This window comes from Zooshikella ganghwensis, from assembly GCF_018263875.1.
Taxonomy (GTDB): Bacteria; Pseudomonadota; Gammaproteobacteria; order Pseudomonadales; family Zooshikellaceae; genus Zooshikella; species Zooshikella ganghwensis.
The window spans coordinates 36120-42119 of the sequence record NZ_JAEVHG010000028.1; the positions used below are offsets into that span (position 1 = coordinate 36120).

The 6000-nt window shown below is 36.8% G+C and carries 6 protein-coding genes; 5 read left to right on the forward strand and 1 reads right to left on the reverse strand.

The window, feature by feature from the left end:
* The first annotated feature begins 312 nt into the window (after positions 1–312).
* From KHS79_RS24065 to KHS79_RS24075, 3 genes are all read left to right on the forward strand, one after another.
* Positions 313–1020 carry an AraC family transcriptional regulator gene (locus KHS79_RS24065; RefSeq protein WP_212722731.1) on the forward strand — a complete coding sequence of 236 codons (708 nt, stop codon included), beginning with the start codon at positions 313–315 and terminating at the stop codon, positions 1018–1020.
* A 101-nt stretch (positions 1021–1121) separates the two neighbouring features.
* Positions 1122–2030 (forward strand): DMT family transporter, encoded by a 909-nt coding sequence (locus KHS79_RS24070; protein ID WP_212722732.1) that lies wholly within the window; start codon positions 1122–1124, stop codon positions 2028–2030.
* Positions 2031–2294: 264 nt separating this feature from the next.
* Positions 2295–2648: a hypothetical protein gene (locus KHS79_RS24075; RefSeq protein WP_212722733.1), complete on the forward strand. Its 354-nt coding sequence runs from the start codon at positions 2295–2297 to the stop codon at positions 2646–2648.
* A gap of 358 nt (positions 2649–3006) precedes the next feature.
* Here the strand turns inward: KHS79_RS24075 and KHS79_RS24080 are convergent, their stop codons facing one another.
* On the reverse strand, positions 3007–3690 hold the full coding sequence (locus tag KHS79_RS24080) for an outer membrane beta-barrel protein (protein WP_212722734.1): 684 nt from the start codon (positions 3688–3690) through the stop codon (positions 3007–3009).
* Positions 3691–4399: 709 nt separating this feature from the next.
* On the opposite strand from KHS79_RS24080, the gene KHS79_RS24085 reads away from it, so the two are divergent.
* Together KHS79_RS24085 and KHS79_RS24090 are read left to right on the forward strand one after the other, a co-directional pair.
* Positions 4400–4759, forward strand: coding sequence for a hypothetical protein (locus tag KHS79_RS24085; RefSeq protein ID WP_212722735.1), 360 nt, complete (start codon positions 4400–4402; stop codon positions 4757–4759).
* 326 nt (positions 4760–5085) lie between these two features.
* Positions 5086–5376, forward strand: coding sequence for a hypothetical protein (locus KHS79_RS24090; protein ID WP_212722736.1), 291 nt, complete (start codon positions 5086–5088; stop codon positions 5374–5376).
* Positions 5377–6000: the final 624 nt, after the last annotated feature.

Genomic DNA, 6000 nt, shown 5'->3' on the forward strand with positions numbered 1-6000 from the left:
CATATTGCTAAAAAGATATCTGGATATGCTGAGTGAGATAAATGATTAACTTTTCTTTTCGAGAGTCTGTCATTTTTTTATAGGAAAAAAGAGAGGGTGTAGATGGTCTGTATTAAAGTAAGTAGTTCTTAAGCTTCATCTGAAGAGGTATTCAATAGAATAATGATGTAGTGGCAGGCTATTTACATCATGTTAACCAATATGACTGTTAAGTCATTAGGTGGGATGGTATAAGCCTATTGAAGCAATTATCGTGATAGCATATATTTAGATACTGTTCGTCACGAAGATGCTTCTTAATAGTAAAATATTATGCCTAATTACCTATCTATCCGTGCGTACAGCCGCCAGCGCAAAGGTCACTCTCATCATTACCATCAGTTAGTACTGCCACTTCGTGGTGCGATCAATATTGAAGTTGAGGACTATTCAGGCAAAGTGGTGCCAGGAGAATGTGTAATAATTAGATCGGGGGAGATACACCACTTTACTGCTAATGAAGAAGCAAGGTTTGTTGTTGCAGATATGTCCAAGTTGCCAGAAAACATATCTCAGTCAGAGCAGCTAATTTTTTCTATTAATTCACCACTAATCAGCTATCTTAGTTTTATTGAGGAACAACTTGAATATCAAGTGAATACAGAAATTGAAAAAATAATGTTCAGTACATTTGAAATGTTGTTAGCTGAGCAAACTTTGTTGAAACAAACAGATCGTCGTATACGCTTGGTACTTGAGTATGTTCTTGAAAATCTTGCTGACAAGCTTGTTATAAACGAGTTGGCTAAGATTGCGTGTTTAAGTCCAACACAATTTAAAAAATTATTTAAAGATCAGATGGGCCTCAGTGTTTTGCAATACATCACTAAAGTACGTATGGAAAAGGCCAAAGCCTTGTTGATACATACTGATTATCCTATTCAGATAGTTGCTGAACAAGTTGGCTATACTGATCTTTCTTCCTTCAGTCGGCGATTTTTAAGTTTTTACGGTCTGACGCCTAGCGCCGTTTCTCGCTGATAGAAGCGGCTTATATATCAACTATACCGTCCTTTCTGCATAATACTTCGTTATTGACGATGTAAACTAAGAATATTATTCATATTTACAAAGGGCGTTACATGCTATCTCAGCATCAGTCAATTATAGGTTTGGGTGCAATTATTTTCGCCTGTTTTTTTTGGGGTACTACAGGAACTGTGGCAAGCTTCACTCTTAACGTGAGTCCGTTAGCTACAGGTGCTTTTGCAATGGGAGGAGGTGGCTTATTATTAGTGCTAACGGCACTAAAAAATCTATTTTCGGATAAATATAAACTAGTCTCTAATTACCCAATAATGCTTCTAGGGGGGCTTTCTGTTGCCGTTTATCCCTTAGCATTTTATAGTTCAATGCGACTGTCTGGTGTTGCGCTGGGAACAGTGGTTTCAATAGCCAGTGCGCCATTTGCTACAGTATTACTTGAGTGGCTTATTAGCAAAAAGCCTATTTCTAAAAAATGGTTGAAGAGTTTTGCAATTGGGGCAGTTGGAGTATTACTGCTTGCGATGAGTAAAGGTGAAGTATCTGAGTCTGGCACCCATATTTACAATCATTATTTAGGTATCATGCTTGGGTTGTTAGCAGGTTTCACTTATGCACTTTACTCATGGGCTGCAAGAGAAATGATTGAGCAGGGTATTCATTCCAAATCAGCTATGGCGAGTATGTTTGGTTTGGCTTCATTACTATTATTGCCTTCACTAATAATTACAGGAGATAATTTATTTGCTTCCACTAAGAATGCCGCTGTTGCTCTTTATATGGCTTTTGTGCCAATGTTTCTTGGGTATCTGTTATTTGGTTATGGACTGAGGTTTATTGCTGCAAGTGAGGCAACTCTGCTAACGTTGCTTGAGCCTGCAGTAGCCACTTTAATGGCTGTAGCGGTTGTTGGTGAAAAAATTATCACAACTGGCTGGCTAGGGATTGTACTGATCATGGTGTGTATGTTAATACAAATGCCAAAAAGAATAGTGAGTTCTGCATAAAACTCTTAAAATACTCCATGAGTTACTACCCTTTGTACATGCTCTAGATGCAATACATTTAATATTTGTTGTAGTTAATGCTGATTGCCTGGATAGCAGGACCTTAGTTCATGATTCTTTTGTTCACTGATGGAATGCATTATGGGAATAAGGCTTTAATAACTTTTTTGATAGGTTATCTTGTAGCAGTTGTTTTGTGGTGGTAATGTTTAAAAATAGCTATATATGGGTAGCCAACATATTAACTGGGACGGGTGTTTTAAGGTGGAAATATCTGTAAAAAGAATAAGAACAATTCTCAACATGCTGATTGCTATTTATACCGTGTTGTACGCAAACTTCAGTATTGCTTCAGATGAATCTGAGTGGGAAACGCTACAACAAATTGAGGTGATTGATGAAATGCTCATAGTCACAACTGAATCGCCCTCAAACCCAAGGAATTGCTCAAATGATACTTACTCCCTTGAGGCAACCCATAAAATGTTTAGTTCACTTCAACAGTTTTTAGCTGTATCTCTTAAGCATGGCTATCAAGTTAAGTTTAGCGTATATGGCTGTGATAGTTATCGACACAATAGTATTGAAAGCTTAAAAGTACGTGCTAATAGTGGTTAATTATTGGTAGTGTTTGTCAAGGTATCTTAAAGCCTTTGTACTGCCAATAACTCATCAAGTAAGGCCGACGTTGTCTGCGACTTTTCGATGATGCTAGCCACTAGGCTTAGTCTGCACTTTTTGACGTCTATATCCTTACTATACGGCATACTTCGGTTTTCATTTTCTCTTTACTGTAAAAACTTTATATAGCCTAGGATCTATCATTATTCCTTGTTACAGCATAAGAAATTGAATGATTTTCTGATAAATATAGTTTTAAATGAAAGCTGTAATTCAATGAGGGATGAAGGGCTAAGGGCTAGGTTTAGAGTAGTAAAGAGCGCTAAAAGTAGCGCCCTATATATGTTGGTATCAATTAAAACTTGTACTGAACAGATAAGGTGTATAAATCGATATCATTTTCACCAAATCTTAGCGTATCAGTTTTGTTTTCATCATACTTTTCGCCAACATCATTGATACGCTCCCACTGAAGACTAAATGCAACATTTTCAGTGAGGTTGTAATTAGCTCCAAACCCTATTGTCAGGCTAGTACCTTTCTCTGAGTGTGAACTACTCTTATTTTCAGAAGGTATAACTGAATTGGTGTAAGAGTAATCCTCTTCTACTTCCCACTTCATAACACCAGCAGTGGCTTTAAGTTCAATATTGTTATTGATGGGGTAAAATCCAACGGCCTTAATTCCATAGCCCTTGATTTCGTTTTCAATATCATCACGCTCATTACCGCCAGGGCTTTTCCATTCTGCGTCAGGACTACCTAGATCAGTATAATTTATCTCTAGGCCAAAGAACTTGTTTACACGGTATCCTGCAAAAAGATTTACTGCACCATCTCTGGTAGTGTACTCATAACTACCATATGTGGTCTGTTCTTTTCTAAACTCAGAGTAAGAGTCATTATAATCAGCTGCACCAGCGCCAAGACCTAAATAAAATCCGCTATTTTCGTCCGCAAAGGGGTTTAAAGAGTCGGCTGCAAATGCTGGTGCAATAAAGCTTGAACTCAGAGCAACTGCTAGAACTGCTTTTTTCATGCTAATTCCTAATAAGTACTTCTTAAAAAAACTTATTTCTGAACATATGTTCTGGCTAATCGAGATTAGAATTGTTATATGAAGCAAGGTTGGCATACAATTGGTAGTTATACGGCTTCTAATTATTCTTGATATATGCTAATAAAAAATTGTCTGACAAATCAATAAGTAGCTGAATAGTTGAATAACACTCTTAACGTTTGCTTATAGCTATTATTAATCTAAGGATTTTTCTATTGGAATGGTCAGCAGATTCCTTGTGGATAAATATGGAGTATAAAATTAGAGCAGGATTAGCTTTGTAAAGATGAGCTTTATAGCGCTTGAATCTATTTATAAAACAAGAAAGGTAGCATCGTTAACGGCAGTGACTAGTGAGGATAGGCTTCATCGCTTGATGGTCGCCCCTAAAAACCCTTCGTTTTGAGTATATTTTAATGGGTAAACCCTAACTCTTTATAAATTATTTTTATAATGATTATTCTGGCTATTAAAGTAAATCGGTACGTATCAAAGTTTAAATTGTCTAAAAGCAAGCAGAATAATATCCCAAAGCCTTATTTATAAACTGTAACTGTCGAATACGATATAAATAATTATAAAGTTTTTAAAAAGTTATCATTAGAAACTGATGATGTGATGGGGGGTGACAACTTGATCCAAGTTTTATTCTAATTACAAAAAAATAATTGTATTTATAGATAAATACATGCAAACTAAAGGGAACTCCTACATATTTAATCCTGAAAAAGATTTAGAGCCACGATTTATTTCCAAATCGGAGGCTGTCCGTTTCTTCATGAAGCAAGTCTTAACAGGTGATATTGCGGATGGTTATCCAGGCTGTCCAAATGTAGGTAACTCTCTCGCTGAAGAGCTACTCTCAGATAGATTTAAATTTGAACCTTATGAACACACCTTTAAATCAGCTCCACGCAAAGGAGCGTCTGAAATTAGGTGGCAAAAGGTTCCATCAAGTTCTATGTGGGAAACTGTCGTATCTTGCTATGAAAAAATGGTTTATCTGAAGGCATTGCAATTCAGCAGGCTCGTTGTGCTCGTCTATTAAGAGCATGTGATTATGACTTTCAACTTAAAAGGGTAATTTTATGGAAATCTTTATGATATGTTTCGCGATAACGTTTGTATTTACTTTAGGTGTATTTAAAGTAATTGAGTTTGGCTTTGAGGAATTTAACGATTGAGCATTAAAAAAGGCGATAAAGTAGGTGTTAAAGAAGAATACCTGCAGCATTGTAACGAGTATGGTTGGCCGACTGAGGCTCATCCAAATTGTGTTTATACAGTTTTATCTAATTAGGAAGGACAGGAAAACCTTGCTGGTGTATCCCGTTTATTCCATACAGACACTTTGAAAAAATAAGTGGAGGTAACTTGAGTAAGGATAAAAGCGACTTGTTTAATGAAAGTACGTATTTGTCTGAAATAAGGAAATATATAGATAAGACTTATAGTCAACACCATGCTTTTAAAAAGCTTCAAACAAGTGAACTCATTTACTCAAAGCCTGAGCTTGGTCTGCACTTTTCAATAAGTAACATTATTAAATATGCAGATCGCTTTGGTGACAAAAAGGGCATGAATAGAAGTGACTTATATAACGTCTGTCATTACGCTGTTCATGCTCTTTACTGCTCTGATTATGTTGATGTGAACTCGGATTAAATCACTTTCCCACACGGGGTCTTAATTGCATCAACATTGTGCCCACAGCTCTCCCTAGGCCAGTTTTTGACGGGTTAAATATCCACCCGGACAACAGCAGTATACTCGCCTCGTCTTTCTATTCTGATGGGAAAAAGTAGACTATGTGGGCAGTTTTAAAATTTCATTTTCCTCTTGCTCACGGCAAATGTCGCGCTCCAGCTCATGAGTGAGTTGCTGGTCTTGGCTCACGGACACCTCCCGCTACTAGACGGAACTTATTTATCAACGGTTGATTTACCGACACCCATTGCTTCTGATGCTTCGCGGATAAGGTAATTTTGCTCTATTATCTACCTGACAACTTCAAAATGGAAATCAGGTGTAAAAGTGGATTTTGTTTTTTTCTGCATAGAACACCTACTTGGTTTTTTGAAGCTACTATATGACCTCTAATTAGGTGGCCAGAATTAGTGTGACACTAAAGATATACCTGATGAGTAGATAAACGAACTTGCTAGGGCCTGTTAACACTAATTCTGTTACAATAGGCTCATGGAAATTACAACAGAACAATTTAAAATAATAGAACACTTGCTACCTGTTCAGCGTGGTAATGTAAAACTATCAAATATCCAAGTGCTC